This is a genomic window from Streptomyces sp. NPDC001889 (assembly GCF_053594535.1).
In genome coordinates, this window is sequence record NZ_JBSFER010000008.1 from 227,628 (window position 1) to 253,440 (window position 25,813).

At 71.8% G+C, this 25,813-nt stretch carries 23 protein-coding genes and 5 tRNA genes; 17 read left to right on the top strand and 11 right to left on the bottom strand.

What is annotated here, in order from left to right; all coding sequences use genetic code 11:
• Window positions 1–19 precede the first annotated feature (19 nt).
• From ACWCRA_RS11330 to purM, 6 genes are all read left to right on the top strand, one after another.
• Window positions 20–565: an ArsR/SmtB family transcription factor gene (locus tag ACWCRA_RS11330; RefSeq protein ID WP_451067300.1), complete on the top strand. Its 546-nt coding sequence runs from the start codon at window positions 20–22 to the stop codon at window positions 563–565.
• Between the two features lie 205 nt (window positions 566–770).
• Window positions 771–1,634: a M23 family metallopeptidase gene (locus ACWCRA_RS11335; RefSeq protein WP_351550674.1), complete on the top strand. Its 864-nt coding sequence runs from the start codon at window positions 771–773 to the stop codon at window positions 1,632–1,634.
• 10 nt (window positions 1,635–1,644) lie between these two features.
• The gene (locus ACWCRA_RS11340; protein ID WP_351550671.1) at window positions 1,645–2,439 is read left to right on the top strand and encodes a maleylpyruvate isomerase family mycothiol-dependent enzyme; all 795 of its coding nucleotides are present in this window, start codon (window positions 1,645–1,647) and stop codon (window positions 2,437–2,439) included.
• A gap of 130 nt (window positions 2,440–2,569) precedes the next feature.
• Complete coding sequence (locus ACWCRA_RS11345; protein WP_351550668.1) at window positions 2,570–3,394, top strand: META domain-containing protein; 825 nt, start codon at window positions 2,570–2,572, stop codon at window positions 3,392–3,394.
• A 129-nt stretch (window positions 3,395–3,523) separates the two neighbouring features.
• On the top strand, window positions 3,524–5,041 hold the full coding sequence (gene purF, locus ACWCRA_RS11350; RefSeq protein WP_351550666.1) for an amidophosphoribosyltransferase: 1,518 nt from the start codon (window positions 3,524–3,526) through the stop codon (window positions 5,039–5,041).
• A gap of 35 nt (window positions 5,042–5,076) precedes the next feature.
• Entirely contained in the window at window positions 5,077–6,168 is a 1,092-nt protein-coding gene (gene purM, locus ACWCRA_RS11355; RefSeq protein ID WP_351550663.1) for a phosphoribosylformylglycinamidine cyclo-ligase, read from the top strand.
• 94 nt (window positions 6,169–6,262) lie between these two features.
• Here purM and ACWCRA_RS11360 read toward each other — a convergent pair whose 3' ends face one another.
• Both ACWCRA_RS11360 and ACWCRA_RS11365 read right to left on the bottom strand, forming a co-directional pair.
• A complete protein-coding gene (locus tag ACWCRA_RS11360; RefSeq protein WP_351550660.1) occupies window positions 6,263–6,514 on the bottom strand; it encodes a DUF3073 domain-containing protein in 252 nt (83 codons plus the stop codon).
• Between the two features lie 281 nt (window positions 6,515–6,795).
• Complete coding sequence (locus ACWCRA_RS11365) at window positions 6,796–7,893, bottom strand: Leu/Phe/Val dehydrogenase (protein ID WP_451067301.1); 1,098 nt, start codon at window positions 7,891–7,893, stop codon at window positions 6,796–6,798.
• A gap of 140 nt (window positions 7,894–8,033) precedes the next feature.
• Between ACWCRA_RS11365 and ACWCRA_RS11370 the strand changes: the two genes are divergently transcribed.
• Both ACWCRA_RS11370 and bldC read left to right on the top strand, forming a co-directional pair.
• The gene (locus ACWCRA_RS11370) at window positions 8,034–8,873 is read left to right on the top strand and encodes a hypothetical protein (protein WP_351550654.1); all 840 of its coding nucleotides are present in this window, start codon (window positions 8,034–8,036) and stop codon (window positions 8,871–8,873) included.
• A 478-nt stretch (window positions 8,874–9,351) separates the two neighbouring features.
• Window positions 9,352–9,558, top strand: a complete 207-nt coding sequence (gene bldC / locus ACWCRA_RS11375; RefSeq protein ID WP_003949541.1) for a developmental transcriptional regulator BldC — start codon at window positions 9,352–9,354, stop codon at window positions 9,556–9,558.
• A 345-nt stretch (window positions 9,559–9,903) separates the two neighbouring features.
• Here bldC and ACWCRA_RS11380 read toward each other — a convergent pair whose 3' ends face one another.
• The 3 genes from ACWCRA_RS11380 to hrpA all read right to left on the bottom strand — a co-directional run bounded on the left by ACWCRA_RS11380 (window position 9,904) and on the right by hrpA (window position 14,768).
• Complete coding sequence (locus ACWCRA_RS11380; RefSeq protein WP_351550651.1) at window positions 9,904–10,098, bottom strand: DUF6274 family protein; 195 nt, start codon at window positions 10,096–10,098, stop codon at window positions 9,904–9,906.
• Window positions 10,099–10,650: 552 nt separating this feature from the next.
• A tRNA-Asp gene (locus tag ACWCRA_RS11385) sits at window positions 10,651–10,725 on the bottom strand.
• Window positions 10,726–10,820: 95 nt separating this feature from the next.
• Complete coding sequence (gene hrpA / locus ACWCRA_RS11390) at window positions 10,821–14,768, bottom strand: ATP-dependent RNA helicase HrpA (protein ID WP_451067302.1); 3,948 nt, start codon at window positions 14,766–14,768, stop codon at window positions 10,821–10,823.
• 151 nt (window positions 14,769–14,919) lie between these two features.
• Between hrpA and ACWCRA_RS11395 the strand changes: the two genes are divergently transcribed.
• The 3 genes from ACWCRA_RS11395 to ACWCRA_RS11405 all read left to right on the top strand — a co-directional run bounded on the left by ACWCRA_RS11395 (window position 14,920) and on the right by ACWCRA_RS11405 (window position 17,313).
• Window positions 14,920–15,294, top strand: a complete 375-nt coding sequence (locus ACWCRA_RS11395; RefSeq protein ID WP_451067303.1) for a hypothetical protein — start codon at window positions 14,920–14,922, stop codon at window positions 15,292–15,294.
• Between the two features lie 313 nt (window positions 15,295–15,607).
• Window positions 15,608–16,453 carry a DsbA family protein gene (locus tag ACWCRA_RS11400; RefSeq protein WP_451067304.1) on the top strand — a complete coding sequence of 282 codons (846 nt, stop codon included), beginning with the start codon at window positions 15,608–15,610 and terminating at the stop codon, window positions 16,451–16,453.
• A complete protein-coding gene (locus ACWCRA_RS11405; protein ID WP_451067305.1) occupies window positions 16,450–17,313 on the top strand; it encodes a cytochrome c biogenesis CcdA family protein in 864 nt (287 codons plus the stop codon). The genes ACWCRA_RS11400 and ACWCRA_RS11405 overlap by 4 nt, the downstream gene beginning before the upstream one ends.
• Window positions 17,314–17,322: 9 nt before the next feature.
• Here the strand turns inward: ACWCRA_RS11405 and ACWCRA_RS11410 are convergent, their stop codons facing one another.
• From ACWCRA_RS11410 to ACWCRA_RS11430, 5 genes are all read right to left on the bottom strand, one after another.
• Window positions 17,323–18,000: a histone deacetylase gene (locus ACWCRA_RS11410; RefSeq protein WP_451067306.1), complete on the bottom strand. Its 678-nt coding sequence runs from the start codon at window positions 17,998–18,000 to the stop codon at window positions 17,323–17,325.
• Between the two features lie 185 nt (window positions 18,001–18,185).
• Window positions 18,186–18,259 (bottom strand) — tRNA-Phe (locus ACWCRA_RS11415).
• A 22-nt stretch (window positions 18,260–18,281) separates the two neighbouring features.
• Window positions 18,282–18,356, bottom strand: a tRNA-Asp gene (locus tag ACWCRA_RS11420).
• Between the two features lie 38 nt (window positions 18,357–18,394).
• Window positions 18,395–18,467, bottom strand: a tRNA-Glu gene (locus ACWCRA_RS11425).
• Between the two features lie 80 nt (window positions 18,468–18,547).
• Entirely contained in the window at window positions 18,548–20,182 is a 1,635-nt protein-coding gene (locus ACWCRA_RS11430; protein ID WP_451067307.1) for a metallophosphoesterase family protein, read from the bottom strand.
• A gap of 196 nt (window positions 20,183–20,378) precedes the next feature.
• On the opposite strand from ACWCRA_RS11430, the gene ACWCRA_RS11435 reads away from it, so the two are divergent.
• From ACWCRA_RS11435 to ACWCRA_RS11460, 6 genes are all read left to right on the top strand, one after another.
• Window positions 20,379–20,729, top strand: a complete 351-nt coding sequence (locus ACWCRA_RS11435) for a metallopeptidase family protein (protein ID WP_351550634.1) — start codon at window positions 20,379–20,381, stop codon at window positions 20,727–20,729.
• Window positions 20,726–21,220 carry a fluoride efflux transporter FluC gene (locus ACWCRA_RS11440; RefSeq protein WP_351550631.1) on the top strand — a complete coding sequence of 165 codons (495 nt, stop codon included), beginning with the start codon at window positions 20,726–20,728 and terminating at the stop codon, window positions 21,218–21,220. Before ACWCRA_RS11435 ends, ACWCRA_RS11440 begins: the two co-directional genes overlap by 4 nt.
• A complete protein-coding gene (locus ACWCRA_RS11445; RefSeq protein ID WP_351550628.1) occupies window positions 21,217–21,570 on the top strand; it encodes a fluoride efflux transporter FluC in 354 nt (117 codons plus the stop codon). Before ACWCRA_RS11440 ends, ACWCRA_RS11445 begins: the two co-directional genes overlap by 4 nt.
• Before the next feature lie 114 nt (window positions 21,571–21,684).
• Window positions 21,685–22,296, top strand: coding sequence for a hypothetical protein (locus ACWCRA_RS11450; protein ID WP_351550625.1), 612 nt, complete (start codon window positions 21,685–21,687; stop codon window positions 22,294–22,296).
• A gap of 215 nt (window positions 22,297–22,511) precedes the next feature.
• Complete coding sequence (locus tag ACWCRA_RS11455; protein WP_451067308.1) at window positions 22,512–24,728, top strand: DEAD/DEAH box helicase; 2,217 nt, start codon at window positions 22,512–22,514, stop codon at window positions 24,726–24,728.
• Window positions 24,729–24,953: 225 nt separating this feature from the next.
• Window positions 24,954–25,026 (top strand) — tRNA-Lys (locus tag ACWCRA_RS11460).
• 354 nt (window positions 25,027–25,380) lie between these two features.
• Here ACWCRA_RS11460 and ACWCRA_RS11465 read toward each other — a convergent pair.
• Window positions 25,381–25,812 carry a 4a-hydroxytetrahydrobiopterin dehydratase gene (locus ACWCRA_RS11465; RefSeq protein ID WP_351550619.1) on the bottom strand — a complete coding sequence of 144 codons (432 nt, stop codon included), beginning with the start codon at window positions 25,810–25,812 and terminating at the stop codon, window positions 25,381–25,383.
• Window position 25,813: the final 1 nt, after the last annotated feature.

Genomic DNA, 25,813 nt, shown 5'->3' on the forward strand with positions numbered 1-25,813 from the left:
ATTACGTATCTTTGCCGTTATGGAGCTGGAGGAGCGGGTCGCCGAGCTGGAGCGCCGGCTCGGCGCGCTGGAGGAGCGGGGGCGTGTGCCCCCCGCCGAGCCGGAGGCCGGTGGCGAGGGTGCGGGTGCGAGTGCGAGTGAGGGCGATGGCAGGTTCTGGGCGCTGGACGGGCTCAAGGACCAGCTCGCCCGCCTCGGCGCCGAGGACGGCGGGGTCGTCTTCACCGGCTCCGTGCGACTGCCGACCGGGCAGCGGTACGCGTGGCAGTACGGCGCCCTCACCGGCGACCTGCTGGAGGGCGACTGGACCGAGGCGGCCGACTCCTTCGCCGCGCTCGGCAACCCGGTGCGGCTGCGGCTGCTCCGCGAGATCCTCGGCGGGCTGCGCACCGCCGCCGAGCTGACCGGCCTGGAAGGGCTCGGCACCAGCGGCCAGATCTACCACCATCTGCGCCAGCTGACCGCCACGGGCTGGCTGCGCACCACCGGCCGGGGACGCTACGAGGTGCCCGGCACCCGGGTCGTGCCGCTGCTGGTGGTCCTGACCGCCGCGGCCCGCCCCTGACCGCCGCGCTCCCGCTCCCGACCGCCGAGCCCCGCCCCCGGCGACCGCGCTCCGGGCCCGCCCATCGCACTCCCGCCCCCGACGACCACGCGCCGGCCCCGGCCGCCGCGCTCCCGCTCCGACCACCGCCCCGCGGCCGGCCCGGCCGCCGCCCCGCGGCCGGCCCGGCCGCCGCGGCACCACCCACCCGACCCATGGGGGACCCATGCCCGCACGGACCCGAAAACAGCTGATGAACCTGACCCGGGGACTCTGGGTCGCCTTCCTCGTCCTGCTCCTCACCGACCTGCTCGCCGATCCGCCCTACGGAACCCTCTGGGTGCTCGCCCCCGGCGGAGCCGCGCTGGTCCTCGGGCTCGTCCTGGAGCGTCTCGCCGCCCGGGCCCACACCTCCGGCGAGCGGCCGCCCGCGACCGAGGTGCTGCCCCCGGTCACCGGCCGCTGGATCGCCCTCAACAGCCCCGCCGACAAGACCCCCAGCCATGGCGTGCACGGCTACGGCCAGGCGTACGCCATCGACATCGTCGCCGACCCCCGGAGCCCCGGGGCACCGGACGCGCCCACCCGGCCGCCCTTCGCATGGCTCTGGCCCGTGGTCCGCCGCAACCGCGACTTCCCCGCCTTCGGCGCCCCGCTGCTCGCCGTCGCCGACGCCACCGTCGTCCACGCCGAGGACCGCCAGCGCGACCATCTCAGCCGCAACTCCCCGCTGATGATCGCCTATCTGATGCTCATCGAGGGCGCCCTGCGCGATATCGCCGGCCCCCGCCGGGTCTTCGGCAACCACATCGTGCTCGACCTCGGCGACGGCGTCTGGGCGGCGTACGCCCATGTGCGGCGCGGCTCCCTCACCGTCCGCGCCGGGGACCGGGTGCGGGCCGGCCAGCCCCTGGCCCGCTGCGGCAACTCCGGCAACTCCACCGAGCCGCATGTCCACTTCCAGCTGATGGACGGCCCCGACCCGGACAGCGCACGCGGGCTCCCCTTCCGCTGGAGCGGTATCGGAATTCCCGGGAACGGCGAGGTCTTCACCGTGACCGACCCCGTCGCCGCCACCGGCTCGGATTAAGCTCTCCGCCATGCCACCGGCCCGCAGACGCCCCCGCACCTACGACTCCGAGAAGATCCGCGCCGCCGTTCTCGCCCAGTTCGCGCGGGTACGGGAAGCGGTGGAGCCGCTCACCCCCGAACAGCTCGCCCGGCCGACCCGGCTGGGGGAGTGGACGGTGCGCGAACTGACCGCGCACCTCTCCATGGTCCTCGGGACCCTCGCCCACAACCTCACCCTGCCCGAGCCGCCGAAGGCGGAGCTGACGCTCGCCGAGTGGCCGTTCCGGACGGCCGGCGCGGCGGCGGCGGTCGACGAGGACACCAGGGAACTGGCCGCCGCCGAGGGCGACCCGGCCGCGCTGCTCGCCCGGACCGCCGCCCACATCGGCGCGGTGCTGCCGGCCGCCTCCGACGACCGGCTGGTGCCGACCCGGTTCGGGGCCATGCGGCTCGGGGATTTCCTGGTCACCCGCGCCCTGGAGATGACCGTCCACACCGACGACCTCAACGACGCGACCGGCCTGGAGATCCCGTACGAGCCCGGGGCCCTCGCCGCCTGTACCCGGATGCTCGCCGACACCCTCGCCCTCAAGGCCCCCGGCGGCTCGGTGGAGGTGCGGATTCCGCCGTACGCGGTGGTGCAGTGCGCCGAGGGGCCCCGGCACACCCGGGGCACCCCGCCGAATGTGGTCGAGACCGACCCGCTGACCTGGGTGCGGCTCGCCACCGGGCGCCTCGGATGGGCCGAGGCGCTCGACCGGGCCGAGGTGAGCGCGAGCGGCGACCGGGCCGATCTGGCGCCGCTGCTCCCGCTCCTGGGCTGACCGGCGCCCCGGGCCGGGCGGCCCTCCCGGGGCCGCCCCGGACGGCGGCTGCCGGAGTCCGGTGACGGGTGCCGGAGAGCCGGGTTCCGGTGACGGGGAACCGGACTCCGGTCCGTCCCGTCCCAGGGGCATGCGAAAAGAGCTGAGCGTCCCCCTCACCGTCCTGGCCCTCCTCGCGATCGCCGCCTGCGGCTCCGAATCGACCACCGGAAAGGGCTCCGACTCCGGTGGAGACGGCGCCGGGGCGAGGACGGCGGACCTCCCCCTCGCCGGAGTGGACTGGTCCGTCGACACCCTGACCACGGGCGGCAGGAAGAGCACCGCGCCCGCCGGAGCGCACATCGAGATCACCGAGAAGGGCCGCGCCCAGGGCAGCCTCGGCTGCAACCCCTTCTCCGCCAAGGCGGAGATCAGCGGCGAGACCCTCACCCTCGGCGCCGGCGACTCGACCGAGATGGCCTGCGCGAAGGACATCCAGGACTTCGAGAACAAGCTGCGCTCGGCCCTCACCGGGAGCCTCGACGCCCGGCTGGAGGGCAAGGGCAAGAAGCTCACCCTGACCACCGGCTCCGGCGACACCATCACCCTCGTCGACGCGGGCACCGCCCCCCTCATCGGCACCAAGTGGACGGTGGATTCGCTGCTCTCCGGTGATGTGGCCGAGTCCCTCCCGGCGGGCACCGAGCGGAACGCCCATCTGACCTTCGGCAAGGACGGCACCGTCCGCGGCAACCTCGGCTGCAACTCCTTCAACAGCACCGCGAAGGTCTCCGGATCGAAGATCACCCTTGGCCGGATCTCGGCCACCCGCATGATGTGCGCGGGGACCGCGTCCATGGTGGAGGCCCATATGCTGAAGGTGCTCGACGGGGAGATCACGTACAACCTTCTGAACCGTGGACTGACCCTCACCGGACCTGCGGACAAACGCGTCTCCGCGGTCGCGGGCCGGTAGCCGCGGCACCGGCCGGCCGCTATTCCGCGCGGACATTTCCGGCCCTCGTCCGGTGACGGAACCGTCACCGAGAGCCCAAGGGCATACCCGAATTCGGACCAGTGGTCGATCTCGCCTACACTCGGTGCCGTGCCACGTGGTGACGGTCGACTCAATCACGATCTGCTCCCCGGTGAGAAAGGCCCCCAGGACGCTTGTGGCGTCTTCGGTGTCTGGGCTCCGGGCGAAGAGGTCGCAAAACTGACGTACTTCGGGCTCTACGCCCTCCAGCATCGAGGCCAGGAATCCGCCGGAATCGCGGTGAGCAACGGCTCCCAGATCCTTGTCTTCAAGGACATGGGGCTCGTCTCACAGGTTTTCGACGAGACCTCTCTCGGTTCCCTGCGCGGACACATTGCAGTGGGTCACGCGCGCTACTCGACTACTGGCGCATCCGTCTGGGAGAACGCACAGCCAACCTTCCGGGCCACTGCCCACGGCTCCATCGCCCTCGGGCACAACGGCAATCTGGTCAATACCGCCCAGCTGGCCGAGATGGTCGCCGATCTGCCCCGCCAGGACGGGCGGGCCACCCAGGTCGCGGCCACCAATGACACCGACCTGGTCACCGCGCTGCTCGCGGGCCAGGTGGACGACGACGGCAAGCCGCTGACCACAGAGGCCGCTGCCGCCCGGGTGCTCCCCGAGGTCCGGGGAGCGTTCTCGCTCGTCTTCATGGACGAGACCACCCTCTACGCCGCCCGGGACCCCCAGGGCATCCGCCCGCTGGTCCTCGGCCGGCTCGACCGGGGCTGGGTCGTCGCCAGCGAGTCCGCCGCCCTCGATATCTGCGGAGCGAGCTATGTCCGCGAGATCGAGCCGGGCGAGCTGATCGCCATCGACGAGAACGGCATCCGCACCTCCCGATTCGCGGAAGCGAAGCCCAAGGGATGTGTCTTCGAGTATGTCTATCTCGCCCGCCCCGACACCGACATCGCCGGCCGGAACGTCTATCTCTCGCGCGTGGAGATGGGCCGGAAATTGGCCAAAGAAGCTCCCGCCGACGCCGATCTGGTGATAGCCACTCCGGAGTCCGGCACCCCCGCCGCGATCGGCTACGCGGAGGCCAGCGGCATCCCCTACGGCTCCGGCCTGGTCAAGAACGCCTATGTCGGACGCACCTTCATCCAGCCCTCCCAGACCATCCGTCAGCTCGGCATCCGCCTCAAGCTGAACCCCCTCAAGGAAGTCATCCGGGGCAAGCGGCTGGTTGTCGTCGACGACTCGATCGTGCGCGGCAACACCCAGCGCGCCCTGGTCAAGATGCTCCGCGAAGCCGGCGCGGCCGAGGTCCACATCCGGATCTCCTCCCCTCCGGTGAAGTGGCCCTGCTTCTTCGGCATCGACTTCGCCACCCGTGCCGAGCTGATCGCCAACGGGATGACCATCGACGAGATCGGTGCCTCCATGGGTGCCGACTCCCTCTCCTACATCTCCATCGACGGCATGATCGAGGCGACCACCATCGCCAAGCCGGATCTCTGCCGCGCCTGCTTCGACGGCGAGTACCCGATGGACCTCCCCGACCCGGAGCTGCTCGGCAAGCAGCTGCTCGAAACCGAGCTGGCGGGCGGCACCGACGCCGCCGACGCACTCCGTCGTCCGTAGGTTCCCGCAGCACCGAAACGAAAGCTCTCCCCGTCATGACCGCTGAGTCCTTTGACCGAGCCCCGCACCAGGCCGCGGGTGCCAGCTACGCCGGCGCGGGCGTCGACATCGAAGCCGGCGACCGGGCCGTCGAGCTGATGAAGGAGTGGGTGCGCAAGACCCGCCGCCCCGAGGTCCTCGGTGGCATCGGCGGCTTCGCGGGCCTCTTCGACGCCTCCGCCCTCAAGCGCTACGAGCGCCCCCTCCTGGCCTCCGCCACCGATGGCGTGGGCACCAAGGTCGACCTCGCCCGCAGGCTGGGCGTGTACGACACCATCGGCCACGACCTGGTCGGCATGGTCGTGGACGACCTCGTCGTCTGCGGCGCCGAGCCGCTCTTCATGACCGACTACATCTGTGTCGGCAAGGTCCACCCGGAGCGGGTCGCCGCGATCGTCAAGGGCATCGCCGAGGGATGTGTCCTCGCGGGCTGCGCCCTGGTCGGCGGCGAGACCGCCGAGCACCCCGGACTCCTCGGCGAGGACGACTTCGATGTCGCCGGCGCCGGTACGGGAGTGGTCGAGGCCGACCGGCTGCTGGGCCCGGACCGTATCCGCGCGGGGGACGCGATCATCGCGATGGCCTCCTCCGGCCTTCACTCCAACGGGTACTCGCTGGTCCGCCATGTCCTCCTGGACCGCGCCAAAATGGCGCTGGAGGCCCGGGTGGAGGAGTTCGGCCGCACCCTGGGCGAGGAACTCCTGGAGCCCACCAAGATCTACTCGCTGGACTGTCTGGCGCTCACCCGCACCGCCGAGGTGCATGCCTTCAGCCATGTCACCGGCGGCGGTCTTGCCAACAACCTCGCCCGTGTGGTGCCGGACGGGCTGCACGCCGTGGTCGACCGTTCGACCTGGACCCCCGGGCCGGTCTTCGACCTCGTCGGCAGCGCGGGCCGGGTCGAGCGCCTCGAACTGGAGAAGACCCTCAACATGGGCGTGGGCATGATCGCCGTCGTGCCCGCCGATTCGGCGGATGTGGCGCTGACCCTGCTCGCGGACCGGGGCGTGGAGTCCTGGGTGGCCGGTGAGATCACCGAGCGCGGCGATCACACCACCGGCGCCGCCCTGATCGGCGACTACGCCTGAGCCGGGTCCGGTCCGGAGAGCCGCGGACCGGACCCGAACAGCACAGAACCCGGTCCGGAGAGATCCGGACCGGGTCGGTGGTCAGCTGATGACGTCAAGCGCCGCGGCGATGTGACGCGGGACCGGACTCGTCGTCCTCGTCCTCATCGTCGTTGTACATCTCCGCGTACCGCGCGTACGGGTCGTCTTCCTCGTCATCGTCCTCGAACGGCTCCGGATTCGGAGGCTGGCTCGAAGTCGAAGCGCCCAGCTCGTTGGCCAGACGCGACAGGTCAGTCCCGCCGCTGTTGTACTTCAGCTGGCGGGCGACCTTTGTCTGCTTGGCCTTGGCCCGGCCGCGCCCCATGGCTCGACCCCCTCGGTGACGGGGCTCGACGGCCCCAGAGTCTTGACACGCGTTCATGAGTCGGAACGGACTCCCCGCGGGGAGACCGGCCCGTAGGGCTTCAACGGTACCTGCTTCCGCAGCCATACGGTACGCCGCCCGCATGACGTGGCACTTCGCAGGACCCGCGAGGAGCCCCGTCCTCGCTGGTCAACTGCGATATTAACCTCTTCTTGGCACCAGACCCGCCGACCGGGGTGAGTCTTGTCTCCCGTCGCGGCGGGCCGATGCCCCGATCGGCGTCAGCCCCGCCGGGCCTCCGCCATCCGCCGCTCGGCGATCCGGTCGGCCGCCACGGCGGGCGGAACACCGTCCTCATTCGCACGTGCGAATATTTCCAGCGTGGTGTCGAAGATCCGCGCGGCCTGTGCCTTGCACCGGTCGAAGTCGAATCCGTTCAGCTCGTCGGCGACCTGGATCACCCCGCCGGCGTTCACCACGTAGTCCGGCGCGTAGAGAACGCCTCGGTCGGCGAGGTCCTTCTCCACACCGGGGTGCGCGAGCTGGTTGTTGGCCGCTCCGCAGACCACCCGGGCGGTGAGCACGGGGACGGTGGTGTCGTCGAGGGCGCCGCCGAGCGCGCAGGGGGCGTAGATGTCGAGCCCCTCGGTCCGGATCAGGGTGGCGGTGTCCGGGACCGCGACGACCCGGGGGTGTTTGGCGAGAATTCGCTGTACGGACTCCTGGCGCACATCGGTGATCACGACCTCGGCCCCCTCCTCCAGGAGATGGTTCACCAGGTGATGACCGACCTTGCCGACCCCGGCGACCCCGACCCTGCGGCCCGTGAGCGAGGGCGAGCCCCAGAGGTGCCGCGCGGAGGCCCGCATGCCCTGGAAGACGCCGTACGCGGTGAGCACCGAGGAGTCGCCGGCGCCGCCGTTCTCGGGGGAGCGGCCGGTGGCCCAGCGGGTCTCCCGGGCGACCACGTCCATATCGGCCACATAGGTGCCGACGTCGCACGCGGTCACGTACCGTCCGCCGAGGGAGTCCACGAACCGCCCGTACGCGAGCAGCAGCTCCTCGCTCTTGAGCGTCTCGGGATCTCCGATGATCACCGCCTTGCCGCCGCCGTGCCCGAGCCCGGCCAGGGCATTCTTGTACGACATTCCCCGGGCGAGGTTCAGCGCGTCGGCGACGGCCCCGGCCTCGGAGGCGTACGGATGGAAGCGGGTGCCGCCGAGGGCGGGGCCCAGGGCGGTCGAGTGGATGGCGATGACGGCCTTCAGGCCGGAGGCGCGGTCCTGGCAGAGCACGACTTGCTCATGACCTCCCTGCTCCGAGTGGAACAGGGTGTGCAGGACGCCGTCGGTCACATCGGTCACGGTGGTGACTCCCAAGTACGAAGCGGCGGGTGAGGGGCCATCCTGTGGGTGGGGACGGCCCGATTGGGCACGAGGGTATGTGCTACGCGTGCGTAGATGAGCCCAGGGCCCGGGAACACCCCCTGGCGGAGTACGACCGAGGAAGGATTTGCGACATGCCGGTGGTCTCCTCGGTCCTTGTGCCCTATGCGGCCTATCTGAGGGTGTACGAGCCTCTCGCCGCTTTCGCCCGGCCCGAACGGGAGCACTGGGCGCGGTACGCGCGCTCCGGTTCCCTCCCCACGGCCCAGGACGAACTGCGCCGTTCGCTGGCCGATTTGCTGCCCACCCCGCCCGTTCCGGTGCCGGTGCACGAGAGCGCCGAGGCGTTTGTGGCGGAATGGGACGGAGTGGTGTGCGTCTGTCCGTGGCGGACCCGGCTGCGGGGCTGGCTGGCCCTCCAGGAACTCTCCGACCGGTTCCCGCCGCCGCTGCTGGACGCGGTGCTGCCGGCCGTCGTCCGCGGACAGGCCGCCGCCGACTGGGAAGAGTGGCGTGAACTCAACCCCGACGCCCGCCCCTGGATCAGGTCGGCGGTCTGGCAGGTGCCGGTGCGCTGGTTCGTGCTCTTCGACGACGACGAGCGCGAGTACGGCCCGGCCGGCCCCGGCGCCCCGGTGATGCGCTACCGCACCCCCATGGTCCAGGCCCGCCGCCGGATCGCCCGGACGCTGAAGACGCTCCGTGAGTCCTCGGACTCCGGGCAGCTCAGCGAGGGGCTGGTGGATGTCGGCAGATGGCTGGAAGAGTTCCATCCGCGCTCCCTGGTGGAGCTGGACTACGGCGGCCTGGTGCACGCGCTGCCCGAGCCGCTGCTCGCCGACGATCACTCCGCGGCGGATGTGGCGGCCGGGATCGGTGCGCTGCGAGAGGGTGACAGCGACGCCGCCGGCGAGGCATATGCCCGGCTTGCGGCCCGCTGGCGGGCGGTGCGGGACCTCCAATTCGCAAACTGAGCGAATGTGTGGATGATTGAGGCCTTCCGTCCAGGGTCGTAGGTCCCGATCCGGGCCTTTGTCTCAAGCGTGACGGACTGCACTATCTGGGCCCTTGCGCCCATCGCATACCCTCGTGTCAAAATAGGACAAGGAGTCCGGGGAGGGTTCCTTCCGTCCAACTACGGGCGGAATGCTCGGCATTGCGCTCTATGGGGGGTTTGATGGCTCCTGATCGCTCTGTGACTGATCGTCACTGTGACGTGACTGTCCGCTATGGCATAGTCCATCGGCGTTCAGCCACTGATGAACACCTCAGAGGGCAATTCCGTCGGTTTGGCCGACGTGGCTGGACAGATGGTGTAGTTGTAGTGCCGAGGACAAGCCGTTCGTCCTATAACCGACTCGGCCCGCGTCCGCCATTTCGGGCAACGTGGGTCAAGGTGCAGAATTTAGAGGAATGAACCGAGAAGGTTCGGTTCTCCCGAGGAGGCCGCTCATGACCGCTCGCACCCCTGATGCCGAGCCGCTGCTGACCCCGGCTGAGGTTGCCACGATGTTCCGCGTGGACCCGAAGACGGTCACCCGCTGGGCGAAGGCAGGCAAGCTCACGTCGATTCGTACGCTCGGCGGGCATCGCCGGTACCGCGAGGCAGAGGTACGCGCACTGCTCGCGGGTATCCCGCAGCAGCGCAGCGAGGCCTGAGAGCCTTGCTGCACGGGCTTTTCCGGGACCCCCATCCCGGTCGCGCCCACCCATAGCTCCACATGCCGGATGTCTGCCCCAACAGACCTCTGACACTGATCGCGCTGGACTCCGCCGGGTCCAGCGCGATTTTTTTGTGTGTGCGCCGGCGGGTGCGGGGGAGGGGGCGCGCGGCCGGCGGGGAGGGGCTCAGTCGGTGGTGCAATTGCACATATTAAATTGGTTGGTTGTGGGCGGGCGTGAAGAACCCGGGTTCTGAAAACCTATACGGTGACACCCGTCACACCGCGCAAGCCTTGCCAATGTCGTGCGTGTCCCTTCGGGCCGGGCGCAAGCGGCCCGAAGTCACTCGCCGGCGGGACCTTTGTCCTCGGCTGCCCGGGCCGGCTCCGATTCCTTCTCGCAGGGCTCCATGGCGAGCCGCAGGAGGCGATGGCAGACGGCGCAGTGCCTGGTGAGGTGCCGGACGCCGGCGGCGGCCGCCAGATGGGCGCGCAGCAGTGCTCTGATCTCGTGCCGTCCCGCTGTGGCCGCGGCCATGCACGTCACCTCCGCCTGTGGTGTGTGCCGGCCCCTGATGGGCCTTAAGGAGTGCGTACCGGCGCGCGCGGGGACCGTCAAGGCACCGGGCGCCCGAGCCACTTGCGGCCCGGGGGTCGCCGGCGGGACGGCGCGCGGCTCCGCCGCAGGTCGGGGGGTGTGCGGCGAGGGCCGGTGCGGTGATCGGGTGCGGGCTCTCGGCCGCGGTCCTGACGGGATGTGCTGTGCTGATCTGCGGCTCCGCCGCGTGGCGCGGCCCCGGGGTGTGCGGCGGGAGGCCGGGCCGTGATCGGGTGGGGGCCCTCAACCGCGGTCCTGACGGGATGTGCTGTGTCGATCTGCGGCTCCGCCGCGTGGCGCGGCCCCGGGGTGTGCGGCGGGAGGCCGGGCCGTGATCGGGTGCGGGCCCTCAACCGCGGTCCTGACGGGATGTGCTGTGTCGATCTGCGGCTCCGCCGCGTGGCGCGGCCCCGGGGTGTGCGGCGCCGCGTGGCGCGGCCTCCGGGCGCACGACGAGGGCCCGCACCTTCATCAGGTGCGGGCCCTCAACTGCGGTCCTGACGGGATTTGAACCCGCGGCCTCCACCTTGACAGGGTGGCGAGCACTCCAAACTGCTCCACAGGACCAGGTTTCGCGGCCCGTATTTCCTCGCTGGGCTGCGAAACGAGACTCTACAGCAGCGGTGGCCCGGCGGTCGAACTCGCTCTGGGTGACGGGGCCGTCACGGCGCCAGCGCGTCGATCGCCTTCACGATCCGCTTGTCCGAGACCGGGTACGCCGTGCCGAGCGCGTGCGCGAAGTAGCTCACCCGCAGCTCCTCGATCATCCAGCGGACATCGAGCACATCCTGCGGCACGGGCCGCCCGCGCGGCATCTGCTCCAGCAGCCAGGCGTACTCGTCCTGCATCTCGTGGACCTTCTCCATGCGCGAGGTGTCGCGCTGGACCGAGGTCGGCATCTGCTGGAGCCTGCGGTCCGCCGCCACCAGATAGCGCATCAGGTCCGGCAGCCTGCGCAGCCCGGTCCGGGTGACGAAGCCGGCCGGCATCAGGGCCGTCAGCTGCTCCCGAACGTCCCGGACGTTGCTGAGCAGGGTCGGGCTCTTCGTCGCCTTCAGCCGGCGCTCACAGGCCTGCCAGGCCGCCAGGATCTGCTGGACCTGGCCCACCGTGCGGACCGTGGTGTCGACGAGGTCGGCGCGGACCGAGTCGTACAGCTTGCGGTACGACTCCTCGTCCCACGCGGGCCCGCCGCGGTCGGCGAGCAGCTTGTCCGCGGCGGCGGACGCGCAGTCCTCGAACAGGGCCTGGACGGAGCCGTGCGGATTGCCGGAGAGCGCCAGCTTCTGCTGGTTGGTGAGCTTGTCCGAGGCGAATTTGGCCGGGTTCACCGGGATGTTGAGCAGAATCAGCTTCCGGGTGCCCCGCCACATCGCCTGCTGCTGCTCGGCCTCGGTGTCGAAGAGGCGCACGGAGACGCTCTCACCGCTGTCGACGAGCGCCGGGTACGCCTTGACCGGCTGCCCGGCCCGCCGGGTCTCGAAGACCCTGCTCAGCGTCCCGATGGTCCAGTCCGTGAGCCCGGTGCGCTCGATCGACTCGCCCGTCGGCCCCGCGGTCGCCGCGGCGGCCCGGGAGAGGGCCTGGCGGGCCTTGGGGCGCAGCTGGTGCTGGAGCGCCTCCAGGTCCTTCTCCTCGGCGAGCGCGCGCCGCCGCTCGTCGACGATCCGGAAAGTGATCTTCAGATGGTCGGGCACCTTCGACAGATCGAAGTCGTCCGGCGAGACCGGCACCCCCACCATCCGCTGGAGCTCGCGCGCCAGCGTCACCGGCAGCGGCTCCTGGAGCGGAACGGCCCGCTCCAGGAATGCGGACGCGAAGTTCGGCGCGGGCACGTAATGCCGGCGGATCGGCTTCGGCAGCGAGCGGATCAGCTCCACCACCATCTCGTCCCGCAGCCCCGGGATCTGCCAGTCGAATCCCTCGGCCGTGACCTGATTGAGCACCTGGAGCGGGATGTGGACGGTCACCCCGTCCGCGTCCGTACCTGGCTCGAATTGATAGGTCACCCGGAACTTCAGCCGCCCCTGCCGCCACGAGTCCGGGTAGTCGTCCTTGGTGACGGCACCCGCTTTCTCGTTGATGAGCATTTCGCGCTCGAAGTCGAGAAGCTCGGGCTCCTCCCGCTGTCTCTGCTTCCACCAGGAGTCGAAATGGGCACCCGATACGACGTCCTCGGGCACCCGCTGGTCGTAGAAGTCGAAGAGGGTCTCGTCGTCCACCAGGATGTCGCGGCGCCTGGCCCGGTTCTCCAGCTCCTCCACCTCGGTGAGGAGCCGGCGGTTCGCGGCGAAGAATTTGTGGTGGGTGCGCCAGTCACCCTCGACCAGTGCGTTGCGGATGAAAAGATCCCGGGAGGTCTCGGCGTCGATCCGCCCGTAGTTCACCTTGCGCTGGGCGACGATCGGCACCCCGTACAGCGTGACCTTCTCGTAGGCCATCACCGCCGCCTGGTCCTTCTCCCAGTGCGGCTCGCTGTAGGTGCGCTTCAGCAGGTGCTGGGCGAGGGGTTCGACCCACTCCGGCTCGATCTTCGCGTTGACCCGGGCCCACAGCCGTGAGGTCTCCACCAGTTCGGCGGACATCACCAGCCGGGGCGGCTTCCGGAAGAGCGCCGAACCGGGGAAGACCGCGAATTTCGCGCCGCGCGCGCCCAGGTATTCGTTCTTGGCGTCGGCGTCCTTCAGACCGATGTGGGAGAGGAGTCCGGACAGCAGCGAGATGTGGACGCTGGTCTCCGGGCCGTCCTCCTCGTTGATGTGGATGCCCATGGTCTTGGCGACCTGGCGGATCTGCGCGTAGATGTCCTGCCATTCGCGGATGCGCAGGAAGTTCAGATACTCCTGCTTGCACATCCGGCGGAAGCTGGAGGAGCCGCGCTCCTTCTGCTGTTCGCGGATGTAGCGCCAGAGATTGAGGAAGGAGAGGAAGTCGGAGGTCTCGTCCTTGAACCGGGCGTGCTGCTGATCGGCCTGGGTCTGCTTCTCGGCGGGCCGTTCGCGCGGGTCCTGGATGGAGAGCGCGGCGGCGATCACCATGACCTCGCGGACACAGCCGTTCCGGTCGGCCTCGATGACCATCCGGGCCAGCCGGGGGTCGACCGGCAGCTGGGAGAGCTTCCGGCCGAGCGGGGTCAGCTTCTTCCGGGGATCTCGCTCCGCCGGATCGAAGGCCCCCAGCTCCTGGAGCAACTGCACGCCGTCGCGGATGTTGCGGTGGTCGGGCGGGTCGATGAAGGGGAACTTCTCGATGTCGCCCAGCCCGGCGGCCGTCATCTGGAGGATGACCGAGGCGAGATTGGTCCGCAGGATCTCGGCGTCGGTGAACTCGGGGCGGGCGTCGAAGTCGTCCTCGGAGTACAGCCGGATGCAGATGCCGTCGGAGGTGCGGCCGCAGCGGCCCTTGCGCTGATTGGCGCTGGCCTGGCTGATCCGCTCGATCGGCAGCCGCTGGACCTTGGTGCGATGGCTGTAGCGGGAGATCCGCGCGGTGCCGGGGTCGATGACGTACTTGATGCCCGGGACGGTCAGCGAGGTCTCGGCCACATTGGTGGCCAGCACGATCCGGCGGCCGGAGTGCGCCTGGAAGACCCGGTGCTGCTCGGCGTGGGAGAGCCGCGCGTACAGCGGCAGCACCTCGGTGCCATGGCCCTGGCCATGGGCCCCGGCACGGGACTGGAGCTTCTTGTTCAGCGCGTCCGCCGTGTCGCGGATCTCGCGCTCGCCGGAGAGGAAGACCAGGATGTCGCCCCGGCTCTCGCGCCGCAGCTCGTCCACCGCGTCGCAGATCGCGGTGATCTGGTCGCGGTCGCTCTCCTCGCTCTCCTCCTCCAGGAGGGGGCGGTAGCGCACCTCGACCGGATAGGTGCGACCGCTGACCTCGACGATCGGGGCGTCGCCGAAGTGGCGGGAGAAGCGCTCGGGATCGATCGTCGCCGAGGTGATGACGACCTTGAGGTCGGGGCGCTTGGGCAGCAGCTGGGCGAGATAGCCCAGCAGGAAGTCGATGTTGAGCGAGCGCTCATGGGCCTCGTCGATGATGATCGTGTCGTAGGCGCGCAGCTCGCGGTCCGTCTGGATCTCGGCGAGCAGGATGCCGTCCGTCATCAGCTTCACGAACGTGTCGCCGCCCACCTGGTCGGTGAAGCGGACCTTCCAGCCGACGGCCTCGCCGAGCGGGGTGTCCAGCTCATGGGCGACGCGCTCGGCGACCGTGCGGGCCGCGATGCGCCTCGGCTGCGTATGGCCGATCATGCCGCGCACGCCCCGGCCCAGCTCCATGCAGATCTTCGGGATCTGGGTCGTCTTCCCCGACCCGGTCTCGCCCGCGACGATCACGACCTGGTGGTCGCGTATCGCGGAGAGGATCTCGTCCCGTTTCTGGCTGACGGGCAGCTCTTCGGGATAGCTGATCGCGGGGACCCGTTCGGCGCGGCGGGCCACCCGGGCGGCGGATTTCTCCGCCTCGGCCGCGATCTCGTCCAGCACGGCCTGCCGCGCCTCGGGCTTACGGATGCGGCGGGCGCCTTCGAGACGGCGGCCCAGCCGGTGGGCGTCGCGCAGCGACACTCCGGCCAGCAGCGTCTGAAGGTCGGCAAAGGAAGTAGACATACGGCTCCCAGGATCGCACCCCCGTCAAAGCACTGGCGAACGCATTTCCTCCGCAAGCTGGTGCAGTATGGAACAGATCATTCAGCCGCCCTCGGTTCCGCCGTCCGTTCCGGGGCGGCCGAGCCCGGCCCGGGAAGGAGACAGCGCGTCCATGCGGTACCGCGGTGACTCCCCGAGCCGGCTCCCGGTCTCGGTGACCGTGCTGCTCGCGCTGGTCTGCGCGCTGCTGGTGGCGCTCTGCCCGCCCTCGTACGCGGACGGCCGGGACCCGGCGGGCGCGGACCCGGTCGCGGTGGCGCAGAGCCAGACACCGGGGTGCGGCAAGGGCGCGCCCGAGGACGACCGGGGCGCCCATCCCTCGCCCCCGCCGCGCGGCGGGCCCTCGTACGAGCCGGCGCCCGTCCCGTACGACACCCATGGCACGCCCGGCCCGGTGGGGACGGCGGCGCCCGGGGTGGCTCCGCACCGCGGCCCGCCGCCGCTCGATCCGCCCACTCCGGTGGGTCTGTCGATCCTGCGCGTCTAGGCCCGGCCCCGGCTCCGGCTCCGGCCCCGGCCTCTGCCGCCGCATGCCCGCCCTGCCGCCCCGCCGCGCCTCCGCCCCGGGCCGCTGTCCGGCGTCCGTTTCCGTCCCCGTCCCGTCCCGCCCCGCGCTGTTCCGGCGGGCGGGTGACAGCCGCGCGGCCGGGCCCGGCCGCCCTTCGCGCGGTCGCGCCGGCGCCGGGCCCCGCTCCCCTCACAGGCCCTCACAGGCCCTCACAGTCTTCCCGGACCTTCTCCCGGACCTTCCCGGACCTGCCCAGACCTGCTCAGACCTCCCTCAGGAGTCCCGAACTCTCATGTCCGCCACCCCGCGCAAGCCCTCTCCGAAGCCCTCTCCGAAGCCCTCTCCGAAGTCCGCTTCGAAGTCCGCCTCGAAGCCCTATGTCACCCCCGCCCAGGCCCGCCGGACCGCCCTCAAGCCGGTGGTCATCTCCGTCGCCGTCCTCGCCGGTGCCCTCCTCCTCGGCCTCGCCTCCTACAGCGCCACCCGGCCCGACGACGGCCCGTCCGCCCACTCCTCGGCCGTCGCCGAGGTCTCCGCCGACCCGCAGGACGACGCCTACGCCGAACTGGCGAAGCTCGCCCGCCGCGACGACGGCGACCCGCTCGCCGTGGGCCGCGCGGACGCCCCCGTCGTCATGGTCGAGTACGCCGACTTCAAGTGCGGCTTCTGCGGGAAGTTCGCCCGGGACACCGAGCCCGAGCTGATCGAGAAGTATGTCGACAGCGGTGTGCTGCGCATCGAGTGGCGGAACTTCCCGATCTTCGGCGAGGAGTCGGAGAACGCCGCCCGGGGCGCCTGGGCCGCCGGGCAGCAGGGCAGGTTCTGGCAGTTCCACTCCGCCGCGTACGCCGCCGGGGCGAAGGAGAAGGGCTTCGGCAAGGACCGGGTGAAGGAACTGGCCGAGCGGGCCGGTGTCCCCGACGCGGACCGCTTCGCCCGTGACCTGGACAGCGACGAGGCGAAGGCGTCCGTCAAGAGGGACCAGGACGAGGCGTACGGACTGGGGGCGACCTCCACGCCGTCCTTCCTCGTCAACGGCCGCCCGATCGCCGGCGCCCAGCCCATGGAGGCCTTCACCCAGGCCATCGAGACCGCCCGGAAGACGGCTCCCCGGGCTTCCCAAGAGGCGGGCCGATGACGGACATCGGCTATCTGGCCGCGTTCCTCGGCGGGCTGCTCGCCCTGGTCAGCCCGTGCAGCGCCCTGCTGCTGCCCGCCTTCTTCGCGTACTCGCTCGACTCGGCCGGCCGGCTGCTGCTCCGTACCGGGATCTTCTACGCGGGTCTGGCGACCACCCTGGTCCCGCTCGGGGTCGCCGGCTCCTACGCCGGGCGGTTCTTCCACGGCAACCGTGATCTGCTGGTCGCGGTCGGCGGCTGGACGATCATCGCGCTCGGAGTGGCGCAGCTCCTCGGCCTGGGCTTCGCCTCCCGCCGGATGGCGGAGCTGTCCGGCCGCATCCGCCCGACCACGGCCGCCCCCGTCTACGCCCTCGGTCTGGTCTACGGGCTCGCGGGCTTCTGCGCGGGCCCGATCCTCGGCAGCGTCCTGACGGTGTCGGCGGTCAGCGGCAGCCCGGTCTACGGCGGGCTGCTCCTGGCGGTGTACGCCCTGGGCATGGCCGTGCCGCTCTTCGCGCTCGCCCTGCTCTGGGACCGCTTCGACCTGGGCCGCCGCCACTGGCTGCGGGGCCGGCCGCTCACCCTGGGGCGGCTGCGGCTGCACACCACCTCGCTCCTCTCGGGCGTGTTCTTCATCGTCCTCGGCACGGTCTTCCTCGTCTTCGACGGCACGACGGCCCTGCCCGGCCTGCTCTCGGTGGACGACTCCTTCGCGGCCGAGCAGTGGGCGGGCTCGGTGGGCGAGGCGGTCCCGGACTGGGCGCTGCTGATCGGTGTGGTGGCCGTGGTGGCGCTGGTACCGGCGGTGCGGGGCCTGCGGCACCGGGGCGCACGCACCGAGGTGGCGCCGCACCGGACGCCGGAGGAGGACGTCTGACCCTCCCGGTCAGGACCCGTCCTCCAGGAGCCGGGCGATCTCCCCGGGCGACCAGTGGCCGGCGGCTCCCGGGGCCCGCGACAGATACCGGGCGACGGCCGGGGCCCGCCAGGCCCCGGCCGAGAGCAGCCCGGAGGCGAGCCACCGCAGATAGCCACCGGCCGGAGCCACCCACTCCACATCGTCCCGGCCCCAGGGCGCGGTGAAGGTCAGCACGGGCAGGCCGGCCAGGAAGCCGGGGCAGACCAGCGTCTCGTACCGCCCGGGCCCGAGGGAGTCCCGGCCGCCGGTGACCGCCGGCCCGAGGTCCAGATCCGTCCCCGGGGCGCGGTACATCTCCTGGGCGGCGATGTCGGAGAACTGCCCGGCGGTGACGAGATGGGCCCGCGCCCAGACCCGGCCGCCGCCCCCGGGGTCGTAGAACGCCCGGCCACCGGTCCAGACGGGTGACTCGGTCGCGAAGTACAGCGCCCCGGGCAGCTCGACCGGTACGGACCGCACCGGATCGGCGCGGTCCCGGCACCCGGGGTGGGTCCTGGCCGACCCCGGCGGCCTGCCGCCGACGAGGTAGTACCGCAGCCGTTCCGTATCCGTGTTGGACCCGTAGGACGCGTACCAGACCCGGCCGCCGGGGCGGGGGGCCTGGCCGGGCGGTGGGGAGGGGGTGAGCTGATGGACGGTTCGCACGGGGTCACCCCGAGGTGGTGTGGGCCGGCGCTCTCGGGTCCGGTCCGTTTGTCGGCCCGGTCCGGTTCCGATGTGGTCCGGTCCGGGTGTCGGTCCGGTCCGGTTCCGACGGTCCCAGCCGTGGCCCGGAACGACAACAGCTCCACCGATTCCTCGGTGGAGCTGTCTGCCCGAAAGGGCTGCGGTGGCTGGGGCCGGGGTCGAACCGGCGACCTTCCGCTTTTCAGGCGGACGCTCGTACCAACTGAGCTACCCAGCCACGCGGCTCTGACGAGCCGCAGCGGTCCTGACGGGATTTGAACCCGCGGCCTCCACCTTGACAGGGTGGCGAGCACTCCAAACTGCTCCACAGGACCAAGCTATGTGCGAGCACAAGTCTCGCACATGTGTTGCGTGCCCCCAACGGGATTCGAACCCGTGCTACCGCCTTGAAAGGGCGGCGTCCTGGGCCACTAGACGATGAGGGCTAAGGGCCCGCCTGGGCGCTTCGCAGCGCGTCGGGGACGTGAGAAGCATATGGGATGGCGGGAGGTATCGCCAAAACGCTTTACGGACGGCCCGGGGAGGCCCCCGCCGAGCGCTGCGCCGACGGCCCGGGCCCCGGCCCACCGGGTCCGTGCTCCCGCCCCCCGGGTCCGTGCTCCCGCCCGTCGGTGGTGGCCTCCGCCGGGAGATGGCGGGCCACCTCGGCCGTCGTCAGCCCGAGGCCCCCCAGGGTGATCTCGTCCCACGCCTGGAGCCGCCGGGTCTCCCGGTCCAGATAGAGCACCGAGGCCCGCACCTTCTCCGGCTTGTCGTTCTGGAGCGCCCGCAGACCGCCGCCGCCCGTCGAGCCCTCGACCTTCAGCCGGGTGCCGTGCTCCATGACCTCGTCGACCCGCCGGTGGAGATGGCCGGCCAGCACCAGCGGAACCGTCCCGTCGGTCTCCCGGGCGGCGACCGGGTTGTGGACCACCGCGATGTCGGCCGGGGTCCCGGCCCGGGTCTCGTCGCGCAGGGCGGAGGCGAACCGGATGCCCATCATCCGCTCGGCCGGGTCGCCCTCGGCCCGCACCGAGCGGTCGGGGGTGTACTGCGGATCTCCGTGACCCGCGATCCGCAGCCCGGCGACGGTGACCGCCTCGCCGCCGTCCAGCACATGAGAGTTCCTCAGCCGCTTCAGATACGCCTGGGTGGCCCGGGAGTCGTGATTGCCGCGCACCCACACATAGGGCGCGCCCAGGTCGGCGACCGGGTCGAGGAAGCGGTTCTCGGCGGGGTAGCCGTGGTCCATGGTGTCGCCGGAGTCGATGATCACGTCGATGCCGTACTGCTCCACCAGCGAGCCGATGACATGCCAGGACGCCGGGTTGAGATGGATGTCCGAGACATGGAGCACCCGCATGGTGAGCGGGTTGGGCTGGAACGTCGGCAGGCTGGAGGTGGCGTCGTACAGCTTGGTCACATTGGTGACCAGCCGCGCCAACTCCTTCTGGTAGACGTCGAAATCGGTCACGATCGACCGCGCGTCGCCGACGAGCGAGGGCGCCCCGGCGAGCAGCCCGGAGAACCGGGGCTCCAGTACGGACTTCGGGTTCCAGGTGACCAGGGCGCTCGCCCCGGAGGCGGCGAGCAGCGCCAGGGCGAGCCCGCCGGCGGCCAGTGCCCTGCGCGGGCGGCGGTAGACGGCGAGGCCGAGCGCGGTGGCCCCGAGCACCACGGCGGCACAGGAGCGCACGGCCAGTTCGGCGGTGCCGCCGGCGACATCGCGGGCGACCTCGTCGCCCAGCCCGGCGAGCCGTTCGGGGTGTTCGACCAGGGCCCGGGAGCGCACCGGGTCCAGTTGGTCGATGTCCACGTCGAGACGGACGGGAGCGGTGTGGGAGTCGAGTTCGAGCGCGCCCAGCGGAGAGACATTGATCTTCGTCCCGCCGGAGAGGTCCGGGCGCAGGGTCATATGGGTGTCCATGGGCCCGATGGATGTGTGCACGCTGCCCACGACCAGCAGCCCGAGCCAGGCCCCGGCCACCACGACGGCGACCAGACCGAGCGCCCGCGCCCAGGGGCGCGGGGCGTGCGCGGGGGTGCCGGGGAGGTGGTGGGGGTGCCGGGAGCGGTGGTGCCGCGGAAGCCGGGCCAGTGGGGCCCGCGGTGCCCGCTCCGGGGGCGGTGCCGGGTCCGGGGCCTCACGTGCGCGTCCCATTGGGCCCGTATGCCCATCGCGCTCGCGCGCCATGCGGCTCCGGGGCGCCGGCCGCGCGGCCCCCGCCCCGGAGCCGTACCGCCCCCGTACCCTTCCGTACCGCTTCCGCGCGGCCGGGCACGCGGTTGTCGTGCGGCGGGAAACCACCCGCCCGCCCGGGGCGACCGGAACGCGCCGCGTACGTGACAATGGCCGGGTGCTGGAGATGACGCGCGAGGAGTTCGAGGAACTGGTCGCCGAGTCGCTGGACCGGATTCCGCCGGAGCTGACACGGCTGATGGACAATGTCGCCGTCTTCGTCGAGGACGAGCCGCCGGCCGACGACCCCGAGCTGCTCGGTCTGTACGAGGGCACCCCGCTCACCGACCGGGGCGAGTGGTACGCGGGGGTGCTGCCGGACCGGATCACGATCTACCGGGGGCCGACGCTGCGGATGTGCGAGACCCGCGAGAAGGTGGTCGAGGAGACGGAGATCACCGTGGTCCACGAGATCGCCCACCACTTCGGGATCGACGACGAGCGCCTGCACGCGCTCGGGTACGGGTGAGCCGGGAGGGCTCCGAGGCCCCCGTCGACCCGGATGTGGATCTCCGGGTCCCCGCCCAGCGGACGGAGGCCCTGGCGGGCCGCCTCCCGCCGGTGCTCGCGGCGATCGCGCTGGGCGGCGCGGCCGGGGCCCTCGCGCGGTACGCGATCTCCCGGGCCTGGCCCGCCGATGGCGGCTTCCCCTTCGCCACTCTCGGGATCAACACCCTCGGTTCCGCGCTGATCGGCGTCCTGATGGTGCTGGTGGCCGAGGGCGGCCGGAGCGCGCACCCGCTGGCGCGGCCGTTCGCCGGAGTGGGGCTGCTCGGCGGGTTCACCACCTTCTCGGCGTACGCCCTGGACTTCCGCGATCTGGTGGAGCGCGGCGAACTGTGGCTCGCGCCGCTGTACGCGGGCGGGACGGTCGTGCTCTGCGCGGTCGCCGTCTGGGCCGCGGCCTCCTCGACCCGGGCGGTCACCGCCCGCGCCAGGGCCGCTGGGGACCCCCGGTGACCTGGTTCCTGGTGGCGCTGGGCGCGGCCGTCGGCGCTCCCCTGCGCTATCTGACCGACCGGGCCGTGCAGCGCCGCCATGGCTCGCTGTTCCCCTGGGGGACACTCTGCGTCAACGCGGCCGGGAGCCTGCTGCTGGGCGTGCTCGCCGGGGCCGCGGTCTCCTCGTCCGCGTACGCCCTGCTCGGTACGGGACTCTCCGGCGCGCTCACCACGTACTCGGCCTTCTCCTACGAGACGCTCCGGCTGGCCGAGACCGGTCACCGGGGGCTCGCCGCGGCGAATGTCGCGGTGTCGGTGCTGGTGGGGGTCGGGGCGCTCTGGCTGGGGGTCGTGCTCGCCCGGGGATAGCGCCGGTCCGGGTCGTGTACTTGTCAGGCAACGGGGCGTGTCCCTCGCGGGGCGCCGGGAGTTGGGCAGGGCAGCCGTCCCTGTCCCCTGCGCCGACCTCCCGGAGGTGCCCTCGTGCGCCATGTGTCCGCCCCTGGCCGTATCGCTGTCGCATTCGCCGCCTCGCTGGCGTTCGCGGCCTCGGCCGGCTGTATGAGCGTGAGCGACGACAAGAGCGGCGAGCCCGCACCCACCGCGTCCGGAGGCCGGCGCGGCACGGTGGCCGATCCGGACGGCGGGCACACCGGCCCCAGCGGCGGGCACGCGGGCGGCCGGCACGCCACGGGCGCGGAGGCCGGCCGGTCCGGCGAGCGGAAGAGCGGCGGGACCGGCTCCGGGCCGGGCTCCGGCTCCGGTTCCCCGGCGAGCGGTGCCGGCCGGCCGGCAGCGGACGCGGCGACCCCGGAACCGACCTCCGGGACGAAGCGCCCCAAGCCGCCCGCGGCCACGCCCGAGCCGACCAGGGACGCGCCCTCGCCCTCCGCCCAGCCGTCCTCCCCGCCGGCGGAGGAGCCGAGTCCGGAGCCGCCGCAGGAGAGCCCCCCGCCGCAGTCGGACACCCCGACCGAGCCGCCGTCGGCCTCCTCCGCGCCGGAGGTCCACGCGGGGGCGCTGCGGACGGCCGAGGCGGATGGCGGGGGGATGCGGGGGGAGCCGCTGGCGTCCCCGCAGCTGGGTCCGGTGTAGGGGGTGTGCCGGGGGTCACTCGGACGGGGTTTGCCTTGGGTGGGGGAGAGTGCGTATGGTGGTAGATCGTTTGATCCCATTGCCCGGCGCCGAAAAAGAAGCGCGCCGTGTGGCGCGTACTCTCCCTAGCCGTGGCTGACCGCATAGAGGCGGTCGAATTGCGAAATCACGGAGTTTGGGCGCGTGCCGAGACTCCGGAAGGTTTCGCATTTCGCATGTCCACTTTCAGTACTGATCACGCCGTCATGCCCGAGAACGACGAGGCCGTCGAGGCGGTCGTCGAGGCTCCCGAGGCTGTGGCCGAGCCCGTCCCCGCCGAGGCCGTCGCGGTCTCCGAGGCCCCCGAGGCCGCTGAGACCACCGCTGACGACTCCGCCGCGGCCGACGACTCGGCCAACGGCTCCGCCGATGTCGACGCCGACGCCGACGCCGTTGTCGAGTCCGACGAGGACGCCGAGCCGACGGTCACCTTCGCCACTCTCGGTCTGCCCGACGGTGTGGTGCGCAAGCTCGCGCAGAACGGCGTGACCGCCCCCTTCCCGATCCAGGCCGCGACCATCCCGGACGCCCTGGCCGGCAAGGACATCCTCGGCCGCGGCCGCACCGGCTCCGGCAAGACCCTCTCCTTCGGCCTCCCGCTGCTGGCGACGCTCTCCGGCGGCCACACCGAGAAGAAGAAGCCGCGCGGTGTCATCCTCACCCCGACCCGTGAGCTGGCCATGCAGGTCGCGGACGCGCTCCAGCCGTACGGCGACGTCCTCGGCCTGAAGATGAAGGTCGTCTGCGGCGGTACGTCCATGGGCAACCAGATCTACGCGCTGGAGCGCGGTGTCGACATCCTCGTCGCCACCCCGGGCCGGCTGCGCGACATCATCAACCGCGGCGCCTGCTCCCTGGAGCAGGTCCAGGTCACGATCCTGGACGAGGCCGACCAGATGTCCGACCTGGGCTTCCTGCCCGAGGTCACCGAGCTGCTCGACCAGGTTCCGTCCGGCGGCCAGCGCATGCTGTTCTCCGCCACGATGGAGAACGAGATCAGCACGCTGGTCAAGCGCTACCTCTCGAACCCGGTCACGCACGAGGTCGACAGCGCCCAGGGCAATGTCACGACCATGACCCACCACGTCCTCGTCGTGAAGCCGAAGGACAAGGCGCCGGTCACGGCCGCGATCGCCGCCCGCAAGGGCCGCACGATCATCTTCGTCCGCACCCAGCTGGGCGCGGACCGCATCGCCGAGCAGCTCCGCGAGGCGGGCGTGAAGGCCGACGCGCTGCACGGCGGCATGACCCAGGGCGCGCGCACCCGGACGCTGGCCGACTTCAAGGACGGTTACGTCAACGCGCTCGTCGCCACCGACGTCGCCGCCCGCGGCATCCACGTCGACGGCATCGACCTGGTGCTCAATGTGGACCCGGCCGGGGACCACAAGGACTACCTGCACCGTTCGGGGCGTACCGCCCGCGCCGGCAAGTCCGGTGTGGTCGTCTCCCTGTCGCTGCCGCACCAGCGCCGCCAGATCTTCCGTCTGATGGAGGACGCGGGCGTCGACGCCTCGCGCCACATCGTCGGCGGAGCGGGCGCCTTCGACCCGGAGGTCGCCGAGATCACCGGTGCGCGGTCGCTCACCGAGGTCCAGGCCGACTCCGCGAACAACGCCGCCAAGCAGGCCGAGCGCGAGGTCGCCGACCTGACCAAGCAGCTGGAGCGGGTGCAGCGCCGCGCGACGGAGCTGCGCGAGGAGGCCGTACGCCTGGTGGCGCGCGCCGCCCGTGAGCGCGGCGAGGACCCGGAGACGGCGGTCGCCGAGGCGGCCGAGGCCGCTGAGGCCGAGCTGGAGGCGGCGGTGGCCGCTGCCGCCGCCGTGCCCGAGCAGGCGACCGAGCGCCGTGACGACCGGGGGAACTTCGACCGCCGCGGCGGTGGCCGTTCGTTCGACCGCCGCGACGAGCGTCCGTCCTCCGGCGGCTTCCGCCGGGACGACCGCCCCTCGGGTGGTTTCCGCCGTGACGACCGCCGTGACGACCGTCGCGACGACCGCCGTGACGACCGGGGCGGCCGTTCCTTCGACCGCCGTGACGACCGTCCGTCGGGTGGTTTCCGTCGTGACGAGCGTCGTGACGAGCGCCCCGCGTCGGGCGGTTTCCGCCGGGACGACCGTCCGTCGGGTGGTTTCCGCCGTGACGACCGTCGTGACGAGCGCCCGTCCTCCGGCGGCTTCCGCCGCGACGACCGCCCCTCCGGCGGCCACCGCGGCAGTGACCGCCCGTTCAACCGCGACCGCCGCGACGACCGCCCCTCCAGCGGTTACCGCGCCGGCTCCGCCGACCGCCCGTACGCCCGCCGTGACGACCACCGCGGCGGCAGCACCGGCACGAACACCGGCTCCTTCGGCCGCCGTGACGACAAGCCCCGCTGGAAGCGCAACGGCTGATTGACCCCTGCGGGGCCCGTATCCCGACCGGGATACGGGCCCCGCGCCTTTTCCCTCCCGCCACCATCACCGGCAACACGCCTCCCCCGGAGGCCCGTTGCTGTGGTCGCTTCGTCCCGCTGTGCGCCGACCTGACAGCACCGGCACCCCACTTCGCCGCTCCGTGATCGGGTACCCGATCGGCGCAGGGGGCGGAGGAAGCTATGGTCGGGGATGAATCGGCGAGGGCCGTTAGCTCAATTGGCAGAGCAGCGGACTTTTAATCCGTTGGTTGTGGGTTCGAGTCCCACACGGCCTACCGAGAGCGGGGCCGGGTGCAAGCCCGTGACCTGCGAAGAAGTGCCCCATCCGGCTTTGGCCGGGTGGGGCACTTCGGCGTTGGAGGGCTCGTGCGTGAGCGGACGGGCCCGTACGCGCGTCCCGGCGGGGACGGGGGACAGCTCCGCATGGCCTGCGAGCGGTCAGATCTCCCACCGCCTTGGTTTCCCGAAGCCCCGCTATGGCCTGCCACGGTGGCCGTCCCGCTCGTGCGCCGGCCCGCAGAGGGCTTTGCCGGGAGGTCACGGGGCAGCCAGGGCCTTCGGCGGTTCACGCGCTCCCGTGTCCGGTCAGAGCGGGTGCGCCTACCCCCTGCGCCGGCCCGCCCGCCGGATCAGCGAGCACCTGCGGGCCGACTGCCCGACCGCAGCAGCGCACCCGCAGGCAGACCATGCGCGTCAGCGGCTCCCGCCCCGGACCGACGGTGCCAGGACGCGGTGAACCCGCCCGTCCAGCCGTCCGCCGGGCGGGCTCCGTGCTCGCCGGCCAGTGCGGTGACGCGGGTCGCCATGGCGGTGTCGAGGGCGGTGATCGCGTCCCCGGCGTCGTGGGTGCTGAGGGCGAAGCCGATCGTCCCGTGGAGGATGGTGATCTCGGCGTGGTGATGGGCCTCGTCCTCGGCGGCGGCGACGGCGGTGTAGAGAGCGGGGACGGCGGCGCGGTCGGCTTCGAAGGTCGCGGTGAGTTTCCCGTCCCGGACGCTCCAGCCGGGGAGATCGGCGAGGCTCCGGGAGAGTTCGGTGTCCGACAGGGGGACGGCAGCCATG

Excerpts from the sequence above, each read along its gene's own strand:
- ACWCRA_RS11330 (WP_451067300.1), top strand. The coding sequence starts at position 20 with ATGGAGCTGGAGGAGCGGGTCGCCGAGCTGGAGCGCCGGCTCGGCGCG.
- ACWCRA_RS11335 (WP_351550674.1), top strand. The coding sequence starts at position 771 with ATGCCCGCACGGACCCGAAAACAGCTGATGAACCTGACCCGGGGACTC.
- ACWCRA_RS11340 (WP_351550671.1), top strand. The coding sequence starts at position 1,645 with ATGCCACCGGCCCGCAGACGCCCCCGCACCTACGACTCCGAGAAGATC.
- ACWCRA_RS11345 (WP_351550668.1), top strand. The coding sequence starts at position 2,570 with ATGCGAAAAGAGCTGAGCGTCCCCCTCACCGTCCTGGCCCTCCTCGCG.
- purM (WP_351550663.1), top strand. The coding sequence starts at position 5,077 with ATGACCGCTGAGTCCTTTGACCGAGCCCCGCACCAGGCCGCGGGTGCC.
- ACWCRA_RS11360 (WP_351550660.1), bottom strand. The coding sequence starts at position 6,514 with ATGGGGCGCGGCCGGGCCAAGGCCAAGCAGACAAAGGTCGCCCGCCAG.
- ACWCRA_RS11370 (WP_351550654.1), top strand. The coding sequence starts at position 8,034 with ATGCCGGTGGTCTCCTCGGTCCTTGTGCCCTATGCGGCCTATCTGAGG.
- bldC (WP_003949541.1), top strand. The coding sequence starts at position 9,352 with ATGACCGCTCGCACCCCTGATGCCGAGCCGCTGCTGACCCCGGCTGAG.
- ACWCRA_RS11380 (WP_351550651.1), bottom strand. The coding sequence starts at position 10,098 with ATGGCCGCGGCCACAGCGGGACGGCACGAGATCAGAGCACTGCTGCGC.
- hrpA (WP_451067302.1), bottom strand. The coding sequence starts at position 14,768 with ATGTCTACTTCCTTTGCCGACCTTCAGACGCTGCTGGCCGGAGTGTCG.
- ACWCRA_RS11395 (WP_451067303.1), top strand. The coding sequence starts at position 14,920 with ATGCGGTACCGCGGTGACTCCCCGAGCCGGCTCCCGGTCTCGGTGACC.
- ACWCRA_RS11400 (WP_451067304.1), top strand. The coding sequence starts at position 15,608 with ATGTCCGCCACCCCGCGCAAGCCCTCTCCGAAGCCCTCTCCGAAGCCC.
- ACWCRA_RS11405 (WP_451067305.1), top strand. The coding sequence starts at position 16,450 with ATGACGGACATCGGCTATCTGGCCGCGTTCCTCGGCGGGCTGCTCGCC.
- ACWCRA_RS11430 (WP_451067307.1), bottom strand. The coding sequence starts at position 20,182 with ATGGGACGCGCACGTGAGGCCCCGGACCCGGCACCGCCCCCGGAGCGG.
- ACWCRA_RS11455 (WP_451067308.1), top strand. The coding sequence starts at position 22,512 with ATGTCCACTTTCAGTACTGATCACGCCGTCATGCCCGAGAACGACGAG.
- ACWCRA_RS11465 (WP_351550619.1), bottom strand. The coding sequence starts at position 25,812 with ATGGCTGCCGTCCCCCTGTCGGACACCGAACTCTCCCGGAGCCTCGCC.